18 protein-coding genes are annotated in these 18867 nt (G+C 68.1%); 4 read left to right on the forward strand and 14 right to left on the reverse strand.

Features of this window, described 5'->3' with window-relative positions; all coding sequences use genetic code 11:
• Window position 1 precedes the first annotated feature (1 nt).
• Together ATE62_RS17230 and ATE62_RS17235 are read left to right on the forward strand one after the other, a co-directional pair.
• Window positions 2-577 carry a glycoside hydrolase family 108 protein gene (locus ATE62_RS17230; RefSeq protein WP_058809551.1) on the forward strand — a complete coding sequence of 192 codons (576 nt, stop codon included), beginning with the start codon at window positions 2-4 and terminating at the stop codon, window positions 575-577.
• Between the two features lie 53 nt (window positions 578-630).
• Window positions 631-1044, forward strand: a complete 414-nt coding sequence (locus ATE62_RS17235) for a holin family protein (RefSeq protein WP_058809550.1) — start codon at window positions 631-633, stop codon at window positions 1042-1044.
• Here ATE62_RS17235 and ATE62_RS17240 read toward each other — a convergent pair.
• From ATE62_RS17240 to dapA, 14 genes are all read right to left on the reverse strand, one after another.
• Complete coding sequence (locus ATE62_RS17240) at window positions 1007-1525, reverse strand: hypothetical protein (protein WP_058809549.1); 519 nt, start codon at window positions 1523-1525, stop codon at window positions 1007-1009. The genes ATE62_RS17235 and ATE62_RS17240 overlap by 38 nt on opposite strands.
• On the reverse strand, window positions 1522-2013 hold the full coding sequence (locus tag ATE62_RS17245) for an SRPBCC family protein (RefSeq protein WP_058809548.1): 492 nt from the start codon (window positions 2011-2013) through the stop codon (window positions 1522-1524). Before ATE62_RS17245 ends, ATE62_RS17240 begins: the two co-directional genes overlap by 4 nt.
• The gene (gene alaS, locus ATE62_RS17250; protein WP_058809547.1) at window positions 2010-4658 is read right to left on the reverse strand and encodes an alanine--tRNA ligase; all 2649 of its coding nucleotides are present in this window, start codon (window positions 4656-4658) and stop codon (window positions 2010-2012) included. Before alaS ends, ATE62_RS17245 begins: the two co-directional genes overlap by 4 nt.
• Before the next feature lie 60 nt (window positions 4659-4718).
• Complete coding sequence (locus tag ATE62_RS17255; protein WP_058818570.1) at window positions 4719-5456, reverse strand: hypothetical protein; 738 nt, start codon at window positions 5454-5456, stop codon at window positions 4719-4721.
• Between the two features lie 105 nt (window positions 5457-5561).
• Window positions 5562-6113: a hypothetical protein gene (locus ATE62_RS17260; protein ID WP_231736303.1), complete on the reverse strand. Its 552-nt coding sequence runs from the start codon at window positions 6111-6113 to the stop codon at window positions 5562-5564.
• Window positions 6114-6141: 28 nt separating this feature from the next.
• Entirely contained in the window at window positions 6142-6765 is a 624-nt protein-coding gene (locus ATE62_RS17265) for a glutathione S-transferase family protein (RefSeq protein ID WP_058809544.1), read from the reverse strand.
• A gap of 12 nt (window positions 6766-6777) precedes the next feature.
• Window positions 6778-7614: an agmatinase gene (gene speB / locus ATE62_RS17270; RefSeq protein ID WP_231736304.1), complete on the reverse strand. Its 837-nt coding sequence runs from the start codon at window positions 7612-7614 to the stop codon at window positions 6778-6780.
• 151 nt (window positions 7615-7765) lie between these two features.
• Entirely contained in the window at window positions 7766-8842 is a 1077-nt protein-coding gene (gene recA, locus ATE62_RS17275) for a recombinase RecA (protein ID WP_058809542.1), read from the reverse strand.
• A gap of 222 nt (window positions 8843-9064) precedes the next feature.
• Window positions 9065-9418 carry a response regulator gene (locus ATE62_RS17280; RefSeq protein ID WP_058809541.1) on the reverse strand — a complete coding sequence of 118 codons (354 nt, stop codon included), beginning with the start codon at window positions 9416-9418 and terminating at the stop codon, window positions 9065-9067.
• The gene (locus tag ATE62_RS17285; protein ID WP_082662880.1) at window positions 9411-11795 is read right to left on the reverse strand and encodes a hybrid sensor histidine kinase/response regulator; all 2385 of its coding nucleotides are present in this window, start codon (window positions 11793-11795) and stop codon (window positions 9411-9413) included. The genes ATE62_RS17280 and ATE62_RS17285 overlap by 8 nt, the downstream gene beginning before the upstream one ends.
• An 88-nt stretch (window positions 11796-11883) precedes the next feature.
• Window positions 11884-13947: a M13 family metallopeptidase gene (locus ATE62_RS17290; RefSeq protein ID WP_058809540.1), complete on the reverse strand. Its 2064-nt coding sequence runs from the start codon at window positions 13945-13947 to the stop codon at window positions 11884-11886.
• Between the two features lie 80 nt (window positions 13948-14027).
• On the reverse strand, window positions 14028-14615 hold the full coding sequence (locus ATE62_RS17295; RefSeq protein ID WP_058809560.1) for a DUF2062 domain-containing protein: 588 nt from the start codon (window positions 14613-14615) through the stop codon (window positions 14028-14030).
• Window positions 14616-14647: 32 nt separating this feature from the next.
• Window positions 14648-15133 (reverse strand): SsrA-binding protein SmpB, encoded by a 486-nt coding sequence (gene smpB, locus ATE62_RS17300; RefSeq protein ID WP_058809539.1) that lies wholly within the window; start codon window positions 15131-15133, stop codon window positions 14648-14650.
• A gap of 8 nt (window positions 15134-15141) precedes the next feature.
• On the reverse strand, window positions 15142-16017 hold the full coding sequence (gene dapA, locus ATE62_RS17305) for a 4-hydroxy-tetrahydrodipicolinate synthase (RefSeq protein WP_058809538.1): 876 nt from the start codon (window positions 16015-16017) through the stop codon (window positions 15142-15144).
• A 99-nt stretch (window positions 16018-16116) separates the two neighbouring features.
• Between dapA and ATE62_RS17310 the strand changes: the two genes are divergently transcribed.
• Window positions 16117-18144 carry a lytic transglycosylase domain-containing protein gene (locus ATE62_RS17310; protein WP_058809537.1) on the forward strand — a complete coding sequence of 676 codons (2028 nt, stop codon included), beginning with the start codon at window positions 16117-16119 and terminating at the stop codon, window positions 18142-18144.
• 8 nt (window positions 18145-18152) lie between these two features.
• Window positions 18153-18641, forward strand: coding sequence for a transcription elongation factor GreB (greB, locus tag ATE62_RS17315; RefSeq protein ID WP_058809536.1), 489 nt, complete (start codon window positions 18153-18155; stop codon window positions 18639-18641).
• Window positions 18642-18867 lie beyond the last annotated feature (226 nt).

Genomic DNA, 18867 nt, shown 5'->3' on the forward strand with positions numbered 1-18867 from the left:
CATGCCCAGACCCCACCGCGCCGATCTCGACGCCGATGCGCTGATCGAAGCCGTCATCGACCGCGAAGGCCGCTATGTAAACCACCCCACCGACCGCGGCGGCCCGACCTGCTGGGGCATCACCCAGGCGGTCGCGCGCGCCGAGGGCTATGACGGCGCGATGCGCGACCTGCCGCGCGAGGCGGCCGCCGCCATCTATCGCCGCCTCTATTGGCAGCGCCCCGGCTTCGACCGCGTCGCGCGCCGCGCGCCCGATATCGCCGCCGAACTGTTCGACACCGGCGTCAACATGGGCAGCGGCACTGCGACCGGCTTTCTCCAGCGCGCGCTCAACGCGCTCAACCGTGCCGCGCGCGACTATCCCGACATCGCGGTCGACCGCGAGATCGGCCCGCGCACCCTCGCCGCGCTCGACGCCTTCCTCCGCGTCCGCGGCGCTGGCGGCGAAACGGTGCTGCTCCGCGCGGTCGAGGCGCTGCAGGGCGAACGCTACATCGCGCTCGCCGAACGCCGCCCGGCGCAGGAAGCCTTTCTCTACGGCTGGCTCGCGAACCGCATCGGACAGAGGGGCGCGTGAGCGCGCGTCATTGGGCTGACCTTTCCTGAACTTTGAAACCGAGGAGCATCGAAATGAGCATCATCACCGGCCTGATCGGCCCCGTCGCCAAGCTGATCGACAAGATCATCCCCGACCCCGAAGCGCGCGACCGCGCCAAACTCGAGCTGCTCAAGCTCGAGGGTAGCCAGGAAATGGAGGCGATCAAGACGCGCATGGCGGCGATCGTCGCCGAAGCGAGCAGCGCCGACCCCTGGACCAGCCGCGCGCGGCCGAGCTTCCTCTACGTCATGTATGCGCTGCTGCTCTGGGCGATCCCGATGGGGTTGATTGCCGCCGTTCGGCCCGACACCGCGCGCGGCATCGCCGAAGGCATGAACGCCTATCTCGCGGGCATCCCCGAGCCGCTCTACGCGCTCTTCGGCACCGGCTATCTCGGCTACACCGCCGCTAGGGCGTGGGGGAAGGCAAAGGGGGTGGAGAGCTAGGCGCCACGGGCATGGGCGGTGCAGGGGCGTCGGGGGCCGCCGCATCCTCCGCCGCCTGCCGCGCCGCAGCCAGCCCGACTTCGCGCACGATCTTCGGCAGGCGATGGCTTTCGAGACCCCTGCCCCAGTCCGCGCTCACTTCCACGGCGTCCGGCCCCGCGGGCCCGACCAGCACATCGATCGTGCGCCCCTCATGCTCGATCGCAAAGGAGACGCCGTTGAGCCCACGGCGCAGCGGGCGCTTCGCCGCCGCCTCGCACCGGCCCTCGCAGCGCGCGAAGTCGGCGGTCGCGCTCTCGTCGCCGCGATCGAGCGAGACTTCCATGCCCCGCAGTCGGCCGTTCTCGGCGTCGGGTGCAACATTGCCGTAGACGCCCGCGGGGATGCGCCAGCCATCCTTGCCCGTCTCGGCCGGATCGCTCCTTTCGCTGCAACCGGCGGTGAACAGCAGGACAAGGCCGAGCAGCGCGACCGCCCTCATGCGCCCCGCACCTTCGCTTCGACCACCGCGGCGAGATTCGCCAGTGACGAGTTCAGCCCCTCGACATGGTCCTTCGCCGAAATCCCCGGCGGCACCTGATGCGCGTCGATCGTCACCAGCGTCCCGCCGCCCTGTCGCGACAGATACCAGTGCATCGCCATCGTCCCCGAAAAGCGCGGGTCGTCCGACACGAATTCGACTTCCCAGACGATCAGCCTCCCGTCGTCGAGGATCGGGATATGCACCTCGACCACGTCGCTGTCGTCGTCGCTCTTGGTTTCGACATCGGCATCGTCGAAGGTCAGCCGCATCAGGAAGCCGCCCCCGGCGACCAGCTCGACATGCTCGAATTCGCCCGTCGCCCCCTCGGGCGGCAACCAGCGCGCGAGCAGATCGGCGCTGGTAAACGCCGCGAAGACGTCGACCAGCGGCGCCGCGATCAGCCGCTCGGCATGATCGGTACGCCGCGTCTTCTTGGTGGGTTTCAAGCGAGGGCCGCTTTGACCGCCGCCACAGCGTCGTTCGCCGCGTCGCCGTTCGGCCCGCCGCCCTGCGCCATGTCGGGCCGCCCGCCGCCGCCCTGCCCGCCGAGCGCCGCGACCGCGGCCTTGACCAGGTCGACGGCATTATGCGCGACGCCCTCGGTCACCCCGACCGCGACCGACGCGCGCCCGTCGTTGACCGCGACGAGCATCGCGACGCCGCTGCCGACCTGCTTCTTGAGGCCGTCGACCGTACCGCGCAGTTCCTTGGGATCGAGCCCGTCGACGACCTGCGCGAGGAAGGCGGTGTCGCCGACCTGCTCGACCGCCGGACCCGCCGCGGACCCGCCGCCACCGCCCGAACCGCCAAGGGCCAGCGCCTTCTTGGCATCGGCGAGTTCGCGCTCGGCCTTCTTGAGCTGCTCGGCGAGCGCCGCGACGCGCGCCGGGACATCGTCGGGCGAGGTCTTGAGCGCCGCGGCCGCGGCCTTCAGCGCCTCGTCGCGGGCGTTCAGCCACTGGCGCGCGGCTTCGCCGGTCAGCGCCTCGACGCGCCGCACGCCCGACGAAACCGCCGATTCGCTGACGATCTTGAGCAAGGCGATATCGCCCAGCGCGCGGACATGCGTGCCGCCGCACAGCTCGACCGAATAGCTGTGCTCGTCGGCCGCGCCCATCGACAGCACGCGCACCTCGTCGCCATATTTCTCGCCGAACAGCGCCAGCGCGCCCGCCGCAACCGCGTCGTCGGGGGTCATCAGCCGCGTCGTCACCGCCTCGTTGCCGCGGATCTGCGCATTAACCTCGGCCTCGATATCGGCGATCTCTTCAGGCGTCAGCGCCTTGGGGTGCGAGAAGTCGAAACGGAAGCGGTCCTCGGCGACGAGGCTGCCCTTCTGCGTCACATGCCCGCCCAGCCGGTTGCGCAGCGCCGCGTGCAGCAGGTGCGTCGCGCTGTGGTTGGCGCGGATGCGGTCGCGGCGTTCGGCGTCGACGGTCATCTGCACCGTGTCGCCGACCTTCAGCGTCCCCGCCTCGAGCTTCGCCTGATGCGCGTGCAGCCGCCCGAGCGGCTTGCTCGTGTCGCTCACCGTCGCCGATGCGCCGCCCAGCGTCGCGATCGTGCCGCTGTCGCCCATCTGGCCGCCGCTCTCGCCGTAGAAGGGTGTCTGGTTGGTCAGCACGACCAGCTCGTCGCCCGCCTTGGCTTCGCTCACCTGCACCCCGTCCTTGACCAGCGCGATCACCTCGCCCTCGCCCACGGTCGCGCCGTATCCGGTGAATTCGGTGCTGCCATTGGCCTCGGCGAGGTCGAACCAGATTTCCTCCGACGCCTTCTGCCCGCTGCCCTTCCACGCCGCACGCGCCGCCGCCTTCTGCTGCGCCATCGCCGCGTCGAAGCCCGCACGGTCGACCGCGATGTCCTGCGTGCGCAGTGCATCCTCGGTCAAATCATAGGGGAAGCCGTAAGTGTCGTAGAGCTTGAACGCGACGTCGCCGGGCAAGGTCGCGCCCGCGCCCATGCCGACGGTCGCCTCGTCGAGCAGACGCAGGCCCTTGTCGAGCGTCTGGCGGAACTTCGTCTCCTCACGCTCCAGCGTCTCGGCAATCAGCGGCTGCGCGCGGATCAGCTCGGGATAGGCGGCGCCCATCTCGGCGGTCAGCGACGGCAGCAGCCGGTACATCAGCGGGTCCTTGGCACCCAGCAGGTGCGCGTGGCGCATCGCGCGCCGCATGATCCGGCGCAGCACATAACCGCGCCCTTCGTTCGACGGCAGCACCCCGTCGGCGATCAGGAAGCTCGACGCGCGCAAATGGTCGGCGATCACGCGGTGGCTCGCCTTATGCGCCTCGTCGGCAGGCACCCCAGTCTGGTCGACCGACGCCGCGATCAGCGCCTTGAAGGTGTCGGTGTCATAATTGTCGGTGACGCCCTGCAGCACCGCCGCGACGCGCTCGAGCCCCATGCCCGTGTCGATGCTGGGCCGCGGCAGGTCGACGCGCTCGCCGCCGGGCAGCTGCTCATACTGCATGAACACCAGGTTCCAGATCTCGACGAAGCGGTCGCCATCCTCTTCGGGCGATCCCGGCGGGCCGCCCCAGATATGCTCGCCATGGTCGTAGAAGATCTCGCTGCACGGCCCGCACGGCCCCGTGTCGCCCATCGACCAGAAATTGTCGCTGGTCGGAATGCGGATGATGCGCTCCTCGGGCAGCCCCGCGATCTTCTTCCACAGATCGAATGCCTCGTCGTCGGTGTGATAGACGGTCGCGGTCAGCCGGTCGGGACTGAGCCCCCAATTCTTGGTAATCAGCGTCCAGGCGTGGTGGATCGCCTGCTCCTTGAAATAATCGCCGAAGGAGAAATTCCCCAGCATTTCGAAGAAGGTATGGTGGCGCGCGGTGAAGCCGACATTGTCGAGGTCGTTGTGCTTGCCGCCCGCCCGCACGCACTTCTGCGAGGAGGCCGCGGTGCTGTACGGGCGCTTCTCCAGCCCCGTGAAGACATTCTTGAACGGCACCATGCCGGCGTTGACGAACATCAACGTCGGGTCGTTGTACGGCACCAGCGGCGCCGACGGCTCGATATGGTGGCCGGTCCCCGCAAAATAGTCGAGGAACGAGCGGCGGATGTCGTTGGTCGAAGTCATGCGCGCGATCTAGTGCGCTACGCGGCTTTTCTCAAGCGCGATGCTTGGTTGAACCCACACCTAGCGCTGGCAGAGCCGGTTGAGCTCCTCGTCGCTATAGCCGGCCTCGTCGATCAGCGCCTGCGAGACATAGCGTACGTCATATTGCGAGATCTTGTAGACCCCGGTCCGCTCGCGATAGAGCAGCAGCCCGCCGCAGGTTCCGGCGATCCCCTCGTGGCTGCTGATCACCGCGAAAAAGGCATAGGCGCCGGGATAGGCGGCATCCTCGGGATTGTTGAGCCAGCCGTCGAGCCGCACGCTGAACGCGCCCGGCCCCGTCTGGTGCATCTTGGCTTCCTCGCTGAAGCGATTCATCTCGGCCGTGGTCGCCTCCAGCGCAGGGTCCATCATCCTGGCCAGTTCGGCGCCGTTGCCCGCGTCGAGATAATCGACGAATTTCTCGGCGAAACTCGTCGCCGCGGTGACTTCGGCCGGGCTCGCCTTCCAGTCGGCGGGCACGGGCTTGTACGGATCGGTCGCGGGGTCGAAGCAGGCGAAATTCTGGCGGAAATCCTTGATCACCGTGACGCCGCGTTCGACGTCGATCTGGTTGTCGAAATAATAGCGTCCGAAGCGCACCTTGAGCGCGCCGCAGCGCTGCGTCGCGAGCAGCTTGATACGGTCGATGGTGGGGTCATACTGGTCGGCGTCGATGACCGCGACGGTCGCGACGAAACCCTTGCCGGGCACCGGCGCCAGCTTGATCTCGGGCTGGCCGGCCGCCGCCGCCAGCATCGCCAGTGCCATCATCGCCATCGTCATTCCCCCACCGGAAGCCGCCGGGTGGTGGCGACGCACGGACCTTGCCGCGGCGTGTGGGGCGCGGCAAGCCGAATTTCCTTGGGTTTCGGCGCGGCCGGATCAGACCGCGGTCGCGATGCCCTTGCCGAGATAACAGGGCAGCTGGCGCAGCACATCGGCCTTGGGCACGCCGTCCTCGATCAGCTCGGGCGGCACGATCGACACATTGCTGCTCGCGACGACAAAGGCTGCGCCCGGCGCCGCGCGGTGAACGACGACATAGCCGCAGTCCATCGTCCCGTCGGCGCGGTCGCCGCGAAAGTCGAACGCCGCATACAGGCCAGGCGTCTGCGTCGGCGGGTCGAGATACCATTGCAGGCGCAGGATGCGGATGCGGCCGTCGGTCCACAGCCCGTCCTGCTTGCGCAGATTGCCCTCCCATTCGAGCCGCGGCGTCGCCGCCTGCCGCGTCAGGCTGAGCATCGCATAAGCGGCCGCGAAATCGCGCTTTTCGAGCGCGAGCGTATAGTCGGACAATCGCGCCATCGCGGCGCTTTCGTCATCCGGGGTCGGCGCGAAGATCGCCTTGCCGAACGTCTCGACACTGCGCTCGACCGTAGGGTCGAGGGCGGCGGGCTCGGCGACGGCGGGTGCCGCCGGGCCGAGTGCCAACAGGAGCGCCGCGACGAAGGATATGCGGTTAGAAGACAAAATACGCCCCGCCCTTTTCGCGCGCCGCCTGCCACGCCGGACGCGCGTGCATCGCCGCGACGAAGGCCGCGAGCTTGGGATAGGGCGCGGCGCCGCCCATCGCGGCGACCTCGGCGGGGAAACTCAGCATGATGTCCGCCGCCGACAGGCTGTCGCCGATGAAATGGCCGCTGTCGCCGAGCTCGCCTTCGAGATAGGCGAAGTGCGCGCCCAGCTGTTCGTCGATGCGCGGCTTGACCGGGGCGGCGGCGTCGCCGAGGCGGCCCAAGTAGATGTTGAGCAGGATCGGGGTCATCGCCGATCCCTCGGCGAAATGGATGAGTTCGAGGTGGCGGACGTGGTCGTCGGTGCCGCGCGCCGGGACGAGCGCCTCGCCGCCGTAATTTTCGCACAGATATTCGGCGATCGCGCCCGATTCCTGGATCACCCGTCCCGCGTCTTCGAGCAGCGGCGATTTGCCGAGCGGATGGACCGCCTTGAGTTCGGGCGGCGCGAGGTTGGTCACGGCGTCGCGCTGATAATGTTTGATCTCGTACGGCGCGCCGAGTTCCTCGAGCAGCCACAGGATGCGCTGCGAACGGCTGTTGTTGAGGTGGTGGACGATCAGGCTCATCGGCTCTCTCCTTTATCCGGTACAGGGTCCGTTGCGGTCGATCAGCGCCGCGAGTTCGCGCACCAGCTTGGCGCCGAGGATCGCGGTGACATCGCCGCTGTCGCGGCCGGGATGATGTTCGACGATGTCGGCGCCGACGATCGGCGCGGTCTGCTTGTGGAGGATGGCGAGAAGCTCGCGCACCGTCAGCCCTCCGGGCTCGGGGTGCGCGACGCCGGGCGCCGCCGACGGGTCGATCCCGTCCATGTCGATCGAGATGTAGAGCGGACCTTCAAGCGCCGGCACCGCGTCGGGGGTAAAGCCCGCCATCGGGATAATCTCGACCCCGAAGCGCCCGGCCTGTTCGCGGCAATGGCGGGTGAGCGTGCGAATGCCGACCTGCACCAGCCGCTTGGCATGGCCGCCGTCGTAGATGCGCGCGAAAGGCGAGGCGTGGCTGCGCGGATTGCCCCCGAAATCATTGTAAAGGTCGGGGTGCGCATCTATATGAAGGATGTTCACCGGGCCGAAACAGGCGGCCGCGGCCTCGACGAGCGGCAGGGTCACGGCATGGTCGCCGCCGAGCGCGAGCGGAACTTCACCATCTTCACATATATAAGCGACGTGGCGGCGGATCATCGCGTCGTCGCGCGACGTGTCTTCGGTCAGCGCGAGGTCGCCGTCGTCGGCGAAGGCGATGTCGGTGCCGAGCTCGGGGCCGAGTTCGCTCGCCATATTGCCGCGGTCGCTCCATAGCTGCGCGCGGATCGCGGCGGGCCCTGCGGCGGCGCCGCGCTCGAAGCTGCTGTTGACGTCGGTGGGCAGGCCGAAGAGGCGGATCGCGGGCATCGCCCTTCTGTAGCCGCTCATAAGGGTCATGCAAGACCAAGGGGTCGCGCAAGACCGAGGACCGCGCAAGGCCAACGGCGGGCGGGCCGGTCCGCGAGAGGGTCGGACCTGAGGGGCAAGGAACCCGCCGCCGTTGGTGGGCCGGCCCGCGGGGGCAGGCCGGCCGAGGCTATCAGTCGTCGTCGCCCTCGTCGTCGGGGCCGGCCATCATTTCTTCGGCCACCGCGTCGGTGCGGCTGCGGATCGCGGCTTCGAGCCGTTCGCGCAGTTCGGGATTCTCGGTCAGGAAGGTCTTGGCGTTCTCGCGGCCCTGCCCGATGCGGATCGAATCATAGCTGAACCAGGCGCCCGATTTCTCGACGAGCCCGGCCTTGACGCCGATGTCGAGGATCTCGCCGATCTTCGAAATGCCCTGGCCGTACATGATGTCGAATTCGACCTGCTTGAACGGCGGCGCGACCTTGTTCTTGACGACCTTGACCCGCGTGGTGTTGCCGACGATCTCGTCGCCATTCTTGATCTGGCCGGTGCGGCGGATGTCGAGACGGACCGACGCGTAAAATTTGAGCGCGTTGCCGCCGGTCGTGGTCTCGGGATTGCCGTACATCACGCCGATCTTCATGCGCAGCTGGTTGATGAAGATCACCATGCAGCGCGAGCGGCTGATCGAGCCGGTGAGCTTGCGCAGCGACTGCGACATCAGGCGCGCCTGCAGCCCGACGTGGCTGTCGCCCATCTCGCCCTCGATTTCGGCGCGCGGGACGAGCGCCGCGACCGAGTCGACGACGAGCACGTCGATCGCGTTCGAACGCACGAGCGTGTCGACGATTTCGAGCGCCTGTTCGCCGGTGTCGGGCTGCGACACGATGAGTTCGTCGATGTTGACCCCGAGCTTGCGGGCATAGACCGGGTCGAGCGCATGTTCGGCATCGACGAAGGCGACGGTGCCGCCGGTCTTCTGCGCCTCGGCGAGCGTGTGCAGCGCCAGCGTGGTCTTGCCCGAGCTTTCGGGGCCGTAGATTTCGATGACGCGGCCGCGCGGCAGGCCGCCGACCCCGAGCGCGATGTCGAGCCCGAGCGATCCGGTCGAGATCGCCTCGACCTGCATCGCTTCCTTCTGGCCCAATTTCATTACCGAGCCCTTGCCGAAGGCGCGATCGATCTGCGCCAAGGCGGCGTCGAGCGCCTTCTGCCTGTCCGAGCTATTCACTGATTTCCCCGATTCCACGAGTGACAATTGACCGGCCATGACCGTCCCTTTCCTGCTCTATCGCGAAGGCAGAAGCATCGCAACGCCGGACCTGTGTACATCGTTTGTTCTCATGGAACAAGATGGGAACAAAAATTATTTATAGCGGTCGCCCCCGCGCAGGCGGGGCCGCTGGCCGCCTGCGCAACGAGGCCGAACAAGGCCGATTGCGGCCGTGTCGGGAGGCACGTGACTCCCGGCACCCTGCGCGGGGGCGACGAATCATTCTGGGCCGAAAAATCCGCCCAGCACCGCCTCGATCTCGTTCAGCCGGAACGGCTTCGACACCAGCTTGCGGTGCGCGTGCGCGGGGGGAATCACGTCGCCGCCGCCCGAGGTGAAGGCAAAGGGGATATCGCGCGCCGCCAGCGCGTCGGCGACGGGCCAGCCCTTGGCGTCGCCGAGGTTGATGTCGATCAGCGCGCCGTCGATCCGCCCGTCGGCGATCGCCGCGAGCGCATCCTCGACGCTCGCCGCCTGCGCGGGTTCGGGATAGCCGAGCGCGTCGAACATGTCGGCGAGCATCATGCCGATCAGCACATCGTCCTCGACGAGCAAGATGCGCCGATCAGCCATGCGCGGCGGCCCGCTGCGCCGCCGCGTCGAGCGCTGCAGACGTCGCCTCGGTCAATTGCGCGACCGAAAAGGGTTTGGGCAGGAAAGACACATGATCAATATCGATCGACTGGCGCAATTGTTCCTCGGCATAGCCCGACATGAATAAAACAGGCACGTCGGGACGCTGCCCGCGCAGGATGCGGACCATCGCGGGACCGTCCATCGTCGGCATCATCACGTCGCTCAGGATCAGGTCGACCTTGTCCATCTTGCCGAAGCGTTCGATCCCCTCCTCGCCCTGCGACGCGGTGACGACGGTATAGCCCGCGCGGGTCAGCGCGCGCTCGGCGACCGCGCGCACCATGTCCTCGTCCTCGACGAGCAGGATGGTGCCGGTGCCCCACTGGCTCTTCTTGGGCTTGGGCGGCGGCGGCGCGGCGAGGGGGGCATCCTTTTCGGCGCGGTGGACGGGGAGGTAGATGGTGAAGCTCGCCCCCCCGCCCGGCTTGCTGTCGGCGAAGATGAAACCCGCCGACTGCTTGATGATGCCATAGACGGTCGAGAGGCCGAGCCCGGTGCCCTTGCCGACGTCCTTGGTGGTGAAGAAGGGCTCGAAAATCTTGGGCAGCACGTCGGCGGGGATGCCGCTGCCGGTGTCGCTGACCTTGAGCGCGCTATAATCGGCGGGGGGCATGATGTCGCTGCCCATCGCGCGGACTTCCGCCGCGCTGACCGGATAAGTCTCCATCGTCAGCGTGCCGTGCCCGCCCATCGCGTCGCGCGCATTGACCGCGAGGTTGACGATCACCTGCTCGAGCTGGCCGGGGTCGGCGCGCACCGCGCCCAGCCCGCGCCCGTGGCGCACCGACAATTGCACCGAGTCGCCGATCAGGCGCTTCAAAAGGTGTGACACCTCCGAAATCACATCGGGCAGCTGCAGGATTTGCGGCCGCAAGGTCTGCTGGCGCGAGAAGGCGAGCAATTGCCGCGTCAGGCTGGCGGCGCGGTTGGCGTTGCTGCGGATCTGCTGGATGTCGTCATAGTCGCTGTCGCCGGGCGTATGCCGCATCAGCATCAGGTCGCAGCTGCCGAGCACCGCGGTCAGGATATTGTTGAAATCGTGCGCGACGCCGCCGGCGAGCTGGCCGACCGCCTGCATCTTCGACGCCTGCGCGACCTGGCGCTTCAGGCGCGATTCCTCGCTCGAATCCTTGAGGCTCAGCAGCACCGCCGCCTCGCCGAGCCCGCGCACCCCGACCACGCGCATCGACACCGGCTCGTCGCCCTGTCCCGCGAGGCGGATCGACAGGTCGCCGCCGACCTGCTGGCCGGTGCTGTGGCGGCGCACCATGTCGGCGAGCGGGCCCTTGTCCTCGGTGACGACGATATCGCCGGGATAGCGCGGCATCTTCGCCTCGCTCAGCCCGGCGGCGCGGACGAAGGCGCGGTTCATGTAGAGGAAACGCCCGTCACGATCGACCATCGCGAGCCCGACGGGCAGCAGCGACAGCAGGGTCTCGACATAGGTCTGCGCCGTGCCGCGGTCGGCGACGCCGATCTCCTCGTCGATCAGCGCGAGCAGCATCGGGCCGTGGCTGTCGGCGGGGATCAGCGGGATCTGGATCAGCCGCACCGGCGGCGCGCGCTCGCCCTCGCGCCCGAAATAGAGCGTGCCGGCATCGTCGAGGCGCAGCAGCGGCGCGACGTCGCGCCCGGCATAGTGGCTGGCATCGCCCTCGCCGAGCGCGCGGAGCAGGAAGGCCTGATTGGCGACGCGCAGCCGCCCCTCGGCGCTGACCAGCGCGGCCATCACCCCCGCCTGCGCCAGCGTGCGCCCTGCGGGGCCGTCGAGATGGCGGCTGATCTCGGTCACCAGGTCGAGCCGCTCGACCGCCGAGAAGCGCCACACCAGATAATCTTCGGAGAGGCCGGTGCGCAGCACCTGCGCGCTCAGATGCAGCGTGCCGACCGCGAGTTCGTCGACATGGCCCTCGCCGTCGCGCCATGCGGCGCGGCCGGCGTTCTTGAGCAGCTCGGCGCCGCGTCCTTCGAGCGGCAGCCCCGGCGGGGTGACGAAGCCGCCCATCCAGGTCGCGAACAGATCGTTGGCGCAGACGAGCCGCCCCGCGCGATCGGTGATCGCGACCGCGATATCGTCATGATCGACCGCGGTGCGCAGCATCGTCCAGTCGGGAAGCGCAGCGTCGCCAGCGACGGCGGCGGGAAAGAGACGGCGGAAGAGGATCACACCGCCCGCGGCGAGCGCGAGGCCGCCGAGGAAACCCGCGGCGAGTACCGCGTCGCGCGTCGCCCAGAAGAGCAGCCCGACCGAGAGGAGCGCCAGCCCGGCGAGCAGCGCCGCATCGAGGCGCGACAGCCCGCCCGGAATCGGCACGACCGCGCCCGAACCCGCCCCCCTGCCGATGTCGGGATCAGCGGAAGGCAGGCTCGTCGCGGTCAATGCGGAACTTTCTACTCGGGCGTCACCAGATGCGGACGCGGTCCTCGGGCTTCAGATAGAGCTTCTGCCCTTCCTGCACCTGATAGGCCTTATACCAAGGGTCAAGGTTGCGCGAGACCCAAGTCCGCTGGATCGAGGGCGAATGCGGATCGGTCGTGATCCGCTGCGACAGATTCTGCTCGCGATAGTTGCGCCGCCACACCTGCGCCCAGCCGAGGAAGAAGCGCTGGTCGCCGGTCAGCCCGTCGATCACCGGCGCTTCCTTGCCGCCGAGCGACTTCTTGTAGGCGTCGTAAGCGACGGCGAGGCCGGCGAGGTCGCCGATATTCTCGCCCAGCGTGAACTTGCCGTCGAGATGCTCGCCGGGGAGCACTTCGTATGCGTTATACTGCGCGATCAGCGCCTGTCCCGCGGCCTCGAACGCCGCGACGTCCTCGGGCGTCCACCAGTCGGCGAGCTTGCCGGTCTCGTCGTACTTCGCGCCCTGGTCGTCGAAGTGATGGCTCACCTCGTGGCCGATCACCGCGCCGATGCCGCCATAGTTGATCGCAGCGTCGGCGTTGGGATCGAAGAAGGGCGGCTGCAGGATCGCGGCGGGGAAGACGATCTCGTTCATGCCGAAATTGGCATAGGCGTTGACCGTCATCGGGGTCATCCCCCACTCCCAGCGGCGGATCGGCCCGCCGAGGCGGCTGATATTGTCGTCGTGCGCAAAATGGTTCGCGCGCAGCTGGTTGCCGAACAGGTCGTCGGCCTTGATCTCCAGCTTGCTATAATCCTTCCAGCGGTCGGGATAGCCGATCTTGGTGGTGAATTTGGCAAGCTTGGTCTTCGCCTTGACCTTGGTCGCGGGCTGCATCCAGGCGAGGCCGTCGATGCGGTCGCCCATCGAGGCGAGCACATTCTTGACCAGCACGTCCATCGCCGCCTTCGTCTCGGGCGGGAAATATTTCGCGACATAATCCTGGCCGACGGCTTCGCCCATGTTGCCGGTGGTGAAGTCGACCGCGCGCTTCCAGCGCTCCTGCATCTGCGGCGTGCCCGACAATGCGGTGCCGTAGAAGGAGAAGGCCTCCTGCGCGACCGCGTCGGGCAGCACGCCCGAGAAGCTGTCGAGGCTGCGCACGATCAGCGCGTCGCGGATCACGCCGATCGGCGCGTCGGCGAGCAGCTTGGCCTCGCCGGTGAAGGCGCTCGGCTGCGAGACGAGGAGCGCATCCTCCTTGACCCCGATGCCGCGGATGAAGGTCGTCCAGTCGAAGCCCGGCGCGGCCTGCGCCAGCTCGCCGATCGTCATCTTGTTGTAGACCTTGGTCGCGTCGCTGCTGTCGTTCTTGTCCCAATGGACCGCCGCGACCTGCTTTTCGAAATCGTAGATCGCCTGCGCGCGCGCGGCGGCATTGCTCTCGCCGGCCAGCGTCAGGACGTTCTCCAGATGCTTGAGGTACGCCGCCTGCAGCTTGGCGTTGCGCTCGCCGTCCTTCAGATAGAAGTCGCGGTCGGGCATGCCGATCCCGCCCTGGAACATGGTGTAGATATAGACGTCGGGGTTCTTGTCGTCCTGGCCGACGAAACCGCCGAAGAAATGCTGGACGCCGTTGCGGTCGGCCTCGGCGAGCAGCGCCGCGAGGTTCGCCTTTTCGACGGTCTTGATCTTGCCCAGCCACGGCTGGATCGGGGCGAGGCCCTTATACTCGACCGTCGCGCCGTCGAGGTACGACGAATAGGCACGCCCGATCATGCTGTTCGGGTCGGCCTTGGCGGCGTCGAGAATCTCGCGCGTGCGGACCTGCGACAGGTCGCCGAGCGCGGTGAACATGCCGTAGTTCGACTTGTCGGCGGGGATCTGGGTGTTCTTGGCCCAGGTGCCGTTGGCGAAGGCGTAGAAATCGTCGCCCGGCTGGACGCTCTTGTCCATGCCCGCCGAATCGAAACCGAAGGTCCCGAGTTCGGGCTTGTGCGCGGGCTGCGTCGCCTTTGCGGGCGCGGCGGCCTTGTCCTTGGCGGTCGCGGGCGCGGCGGCGAGCAGCAGGGCGCCGAGCGCCGCGGTCGCGAGCAGGCGCGAGATGTGCGTGGTACGGATCATGATTTTCCCCGGTATACTGGCCCCGCGACGGACGCGGGGCGGTCTGCGATGGGGAAGCTATAGACCCGCGCGCGGGTCGTTCAACCGGCGGCGGTGTCGCTCGTCGATGCCTCAAGTCGTTGGTCGCGCGCGCGGCGGATCTTGCGCCGCCAGCGGAGGCGAATCCAATTGTCCCAGATCACCGAGGCGAGAACGTAACCGATCACCGCCGACACTGCCGAAATCACGAACAGCCCCGCGAGCCCGCCGAGCAGAGCGGTCCCGGCGTTGGCGGTGAACCAGTGCCACCATTCGACCAGCGAGGCGCCCTCGTCGTAGAGGATGTAGAGATTCGACACATTGGTGTGCAGCCCGAACAGGAAGCTGCCGAGCCACACCGACGCCGCGAGGATCAGCGGCGTGGTCACCGGGTTCGAGAGGAAGGTCATCGCCGCGCCGATCGGGATATTGGCGCGGAAGGGCAATGCGAGCAGCGCCACGCCCAATATCTGCACCCCCGGAATCAGGAAGAAGATGCCGACGAACAGCCCGAGCGCGGTGCCGCGGCGGACCGAGGTGCGCGTGAAACGCCACAAATGGCTGTGCGCGACGCGGTGGGCGAAGGGCTTGATGAAGCGGCTCTCGAGCAGCTCCTCGCGCGTCGGCGAGTTGCGGCGGATCCAGTTCATCAGACCCGCCTTGTCGCGGGAACCCCCGCCCTTCATCCGCGGTCCTTCATCAGCCGCTGCTTGTCGCGCTTCCAGTCGCGTTCCTTGATCGACTCACGCTTGTCGTGCGCCTTCTTGCCCTTGGCGAGCGCGAGCTCGACCTTGGCGCGGCCGCGGCTGTTGAAATAGACCGACAGCGGCACGAGCGTCATGCCCTGCCGGGCGACGCCGGCGTGCAGCTTGTTGATCTCGCGCCAGTTAAGCAGCAGCTTGCGCGGGCGCTTGGGCTCGTGGTTGAAGCGGTTGCCGTGGCTGAATTCGGGGATGTTGGCGTTGATTAGCCACACTTCGCCGCCGGTCACTTCGGCATAGCTTTCGGCGATCGTACCTTCGCCGAAGCGCAGCGACTTCACTTCGGTTCCCTGCAGCGCGATGCCCGCCTCGAACACCTGTTCGATGCTATAGTCGAAGCGCGCGCGCCGGTTCTCGGCGACGACCTTCTTCTTGTCGAATTCGGCGGCGGACTGCGGACGGGCCATTGCGAAACCTAGATTACTCCCGCCGCGGACAATGCGGCATCGACGGCCGCACGCGATGTTTCGGACGCCGGGATGATAGGTAGGCGCACTTCGGGCGAAAACCAGTCGTGGATACGCGACAGCGCATATTTCGCCGGCGCGGGCGACGCATCGCTGAACATCGCCTTGTGCAGGTCGAACAGCCGGTCGTGCAGGACCAGCGCCCCCGCCCAGTCGCCCGCGGCGCAGGCGGCGGCGAAATCGGCGCAGAGGCGCGGCGCGACATTGGCGGTCACCGAAATGCAGCCCGCGCCGCCCATCACGGCGTGCGGCAGCCACAGATCGTCGTTGCCGCTGAGCTGGCAGAAATCCTCGCCCGCGCCCGCCCGGTGCATCGTCACGCGCGCGAGATCGCCGCTGGCATCCTTGATCGCGACCACGCTCGGCATCTCGGCGAGCTTGTTCATCGTCTCCGCCGAAATGTCCGCGACCGTCCGGCCGGGGACGTTGTAGACCACGATCGGCAGGTCGCACGCATCGGCGAGCGCCGCGAAATGCGCGAGCAGCCCCGCCTGCGTCGGCCGGTTGTAATAGGGCGCGACGATCAGCGCCGCGGCCGCGCCCGCCTTTTGCGCGTAGAGCATGTGGCGGACCGCGGTCGCGGTATCGTTCGACCCGCAGCCCGCGATCACGGGCACGCGGCCCGCCGCCGCCTCGATACAGGCGTCGATGACGCGATAATGTTCGTCGAAGCCCAGCGTCGGGCTCTCGCCCGTCGTGCCGCACGGAACCAGCGCGCTCGTTCCCTCGCCGATCTGCCAGTCGACCAGCCGTTTGAACGCCGGCGCGTCGAACGCCCCGTCGCGAAACGGTGTCACCAAGGCGGGAATCGACCCGGAAAACATGCTCGGCTCCTTTACAAAGACTCCGCGCGGCCGATAGGATTGGCCGGCGCGCCGCTATTGGACGCCTATTCAGCGCCCCGCAAGGAGTTTGCCACTAATATGGCTTTCATGATTTCGCTGCCGTCCGTTTCGCGCCTGGCGCTCGCCGCCGCCCTTTTCTTTCCGACCATCGCGCATGCGAGCGAACTCACTCCCGAGCAGATGGCGTGGTACCGCGCGCAGATGGGCCTCGCCGCGGCGTCGAACACGCCCCCGATCAGCGGCAACAGCGTCGGCGACGCGGTGCTCGAATGGCGCCGGCTGACCGCGAACAGCAACGCCAGCTTCGACCAGTTGTCGCGCTTCCTGCTCGCCAACCGCGACTGGCCCGACGCCGCCAAGATGCGCACCCGCGCCGAAAAGGCGATCGCGCTCGACAGCTTCGATCCCGCGCGCACCCTCGCCTATTTCCAGGCCTATCCGCCGCAGACCGCGAGCGGCCATCTGCGCCAGGCGCTCGCGCTCAACGCCAGCGGGCGCCGCGACGAAGCATACACCGCCGTCCGCCGCGCCTGGGCCGGCGGCCCGCTCGACGATTATGAAACCAGCCGCGTGCTCTCGCTCTTCCCCGGCGCGCTTTCGTCGGCGGATCACGACGCGCGCATGGACCGGCTGCTGTGGTCGGGCGCGACGAGCGCCGCGGGGCGCCAGCTTTCCTATGTTTCGCCCGACAAGCGCGCGGTCTTCGCCGCGCGCCTCGCGATGCGCAGCGGCGCGGTCGATGCCGCGCTGCAGGCGAATGCGGTCGAGGCGACCAACCCGGGGCTGACGCGTAGCGACGCGGGCTATATCACCGACAAGGCGACGTGGCTGCGCAAGACCAATCGCGCGGGCGAGGCGCGCGCTTTGCTCGCCGCGCCGCGTTCGCTGGCCAAGGCCCCGACCGACGCCGAGGAATGGCTCGCGACCCTGCTCACCAACGCCAAGGGCGCGTCGGAAAGCGGCGACAAGCGCACCGCTTACAACATCGCGAGCCAGCTCGACGACGCGCTGCCCCCCGGCACGGTGGTGCGCGAAACTCCGCTCAGCGTCCGCGACGACTACACCACCCTCGCCTGGCTCGCAGGGCAGATCGCGCTCAAGGACCTGCGCCGTCCCGCCGACGCCGCGCGCATGTTCCGCCAATATGGCGAGGCCGCGCGCTCGGCGCAGACGCGCACCAAGGGCTTCTACTGGGCCGGCCGCGCCGCGCTCGCCGCGGGCGACAGCGGCAGCGCCAACGCGCATTTCGCCGACGCCGCGCAGCATTACGACCAATTCTACGGCCAGCTCGCGCTCGAACGGCTCGGCCGGCCGCAGCCCAAGCCCGCGCCGGTCCCGTCGATCCAGGTCGGCCCCGCCGAGCGCACCGCCTTTAACGACGACCGCCTCGTCCGCGCCGCGCGCGCGCTGGGCGAGATCGGCGCGTGGCGCGAACAGTCGCTCTTCCTCCGCGCGCTCGCGCAAAAGGCGAGCTCGCCCGCCGATCATGTGCTCGCGGGCCAGCTCGCGTCGCAGATCGGCCGTCCGGATTTGGGCGTCATGATCGGCCGCAGCGCGCAGGCGAACAGCCTCGACGCGGTCGAGGTGTCGGGTTTCCCCACCGTCCGCGTCCCCGCAGGGCACGAGGGCAATTGGACCTTCATCCACGCGATCACGCGGCAGGAAAGCCAGTTCGACCGCGCCGCGATCAGCCATGCCGGCGCGCGGGGCATGATGCAGCTGATGCCCGGCACCGCGGGCGAGGTCGCGGGCAAGCTCGGCCTCTCGTACAACCGCGAGGCGCTGACCACCGACACCAATTACAACATGATTTTGGGGTCGACCTATTTCCAGCAGATGCTGCGCTATTTCGGCGGCAGCTACCCGCTCGCGGTTGCGGCGTACAACGCCGGGCCGGGCAATGTGAACAAATGGCTGCGCGCCAATGGCGACCCGCGCGCGGGCGGAATCGAGATGGTCGACTGGATCGAGGCGATCCCGATCTTCGAGACCAAGAATTACGTCCAGCGCGTGCTCGAAAACGCCGTCGTCTACGACACGCTGCGCGACCAGCCGCTGCCGCAGGCGCCGCTGAGCTTCTACCTCGGCAAGCGCACCCCCGGCTGATACGCGCCATGGCGGGGGACAAGACGAATATTATCAGCCCCGCGGGCTATGCCGCGCTGCGCGCCGAATATGACGCGTTGCTCGGCGACGAGCGGCCGAAGCTGGTCGAGGTGATCAGCTGGGCCGCGGGCAATGGCGACCGCAGCGAGAATGGCGACTATATCTATGGCCGCAAGCGCCTCCGCGAGATCGACCGGCGCCTCGGTTTCCTCGCGCGGCGGATGAAGGCGGCACGCGTCGTCGATCCCGCCGAGCAGCCCGACAAGAGCCGCATCTGGTTCGGCGCGACGGTCGAACTGGCCGACGACGACGACGCGCGGCGCACGGTCACTTTGGTGGGCGACGACGAGGCCGACGCCGGCGAAGGCCGGATCGGCTGGAACAGCCCCCTCGCCCGCGCGCTCCGCGGCGCGGCGGTGGGGGATCTGCGTACGGTGCAGCTGCCCGCGGGGCCGAAGGCGTGGGAGGTGATGGCGGTGGGGTATCCGGGGGGTTAGGAGAGCGGACGGTTTCGGGCGGGAGCTGCCATCCTTAATCCTCCCTGCGGCGAAGCGATGGGGAGGGGAACCATGCGAAGCATGGTGGAGGGGTGGTAGCGGCCTTAGACCAAGGCCTGCAACGCTCGACCCCTCCACCGCCCTTCGGGCGGTCCCCCTCCCCACGGCTTCGCCGCAGGGAGGATTAAGAACGTCCGCTCCCCACCCCAAACCAGCCACTCCTACT

The sequence above is a fragment of the Sphingopyxis sp. HIX genome (genome assembly GCF_001468285.1).
In the GTDB taxonomy this organism is placed as follows: Bacteria; Pseudomonadota; Alphaproteobacteria; order Sphingomonadales; family Sphingomonadaceae; genus Sphingopyxis.

Excerpts from the sequence above, each read along its gene's own strand:
- ATE62_RS17230 (WP_058809551.1), top strand. The coding sequence starts at position 2 with ATGCCCAGACCCCACCGCGCCGATCTCGACGCCGATGCGCTGATCGAA.
- ATE62_RS17235 (WP_058809550.1), top strand. The coding sequence starts at position 631 with ATGAGCATCATCACCGGCCTGATCGGCCCCGTCGCCAAGCTGATCGAC.
- ATE62_RS17240 (WP_058809549.1), bottom strand. The coding sequence starts at position 1,525 with ATGAGGGCGGTCGCGCTGCTCGGCCTTGTCCTGCTGTTCACCGCCGGT.
- alaS (WP_058809547.1), bottom strand. The coding sequence starts at position 4,658 with ATGACTTCGACCAACGACATCCGCCGCTCGTTCCTCGACTATTTTGCG.
- ATE62_RS17255 (WP_058818570.1), bottom strand. The coding sequence starts at position 5,456 with ATGGCGATGATGGCACTGGCGATGCTGGCGGCGGCGGCCGGCCAGCCC.
- ATE62_RS17265 (WP_058809544.1), bottom strand. The coding sequence starts at position 6,765 with ATGAGCCTGATCGTCCACCACCTCAACAACAGCCGTTCGCAGCGCATC.
- speB (WP_231736304.1), bottom strand. The coding sequence starts at position 7,614 with ATGAGCGGCTACAGAAGGGCGATGCCCGCGATCCGCCTCTTCGGCCTG.
- recA (WP_058809542.1), bottom strand. The coding sequence starts at position 8,842 with ATGGCCGGTCAATTGTCACTCGTGGAATCGGGGAAATCAGTGAATAGC.
- ATE62_RS17280 (WP_058809541.1), bottom strand. The coding sequence starts at position 9,418 with ATGGCTGATCGGCGCATCTTGCTCGTCGAGGACGATGTGCTGATCGGC.
- ATE62_RS17290 (WP_058809540.1), bottom strand. The coding sequence starts at position 13,947 with ATGATCCGTACCACGCACATCTCGCGCCTGCTCGCGACCGCGGCGCTC.
- ATE62_RS17295 (WP_058809560.1), bottom strand. The coding sequence starts at position 14,615 with ATGAACTGGATCCGCCGCAACTCGCCGACGCGCGAGGAGCTGCTCGAG.
- smpB (WP_058809539.1), bottom strand. The coding sequence starts at position 15,133 with ATGGCCCGTCCGCAGTCCGCCGCCGAATTCGACAAGAAGAAGGTCGTC.
- dapA (WP_058809538.1), bottom strand. The coding sequence starts at position 16,017 with ATGTTTTCCGGGTCGATTCCCGCCTTGGTGACACCGTTTCGCGACGGG.
- ATE62_RS17310 (WP_058809537.1), top strand. The coding sequence starts at position 16,117 with ATGGCTTTCATGATTTCGCTGCCGTCCGTTTCGCGCCTGGCGCTCGCC.
- greB (WP_058809536.1), top strand. The coding sequence starts at position 18,153 with ATGGCGGGGGACAAGACGAATATTATCAGCCCCGCGGGCTATGCCGCG.